1 protein-coding gene is annotated in these 236 nt (G+C 58.1%); it reads right to left on the reverse strand.

Features of this window, described 5'->3' with window-relative positions; genetic code table 11:
- Positions 1-236, reverse strand: a 236-nt coding sequence (locus tag H5181_RS20520) for a hypothetical protein (protein ID WP_182751902.1), incomplete at both ends; no start/stop codon positions are given.

Raw genomic sequence — 236 nt, forward strand, 5'->3', positions numbered from 1 at the left:
TGCCGTCAGTGACAATCAAGGTGTCGCCAACTTGGGTGCCAGTCGCTAGGGTGACGGTGGCGGTCACAGTGCCGTCGCTGCCGATCTCATCGCTGTTGAAGATACCATCGCTGCCCATGCCGCTGAATTCAACGGTGGGTGCAGGTGCGGCAACATTGTCCACAGGCTGGTTGTCGGTAGCAGTCGCAGATGGGTTACCGGCGATATCAATCACTTGCGCGGTGACATCAACATCG

Origin of the sequence: Shewanella sp. SG44-2 (assembly GCF_014164215.1) — a bacterium.
Classification (GTDB): Bacteria; Pseudomonadota; Gammaproteobacteria; order Enterobacterales; family Shewanellaceae; genus Shewanella; species Shewanella frigidimarina.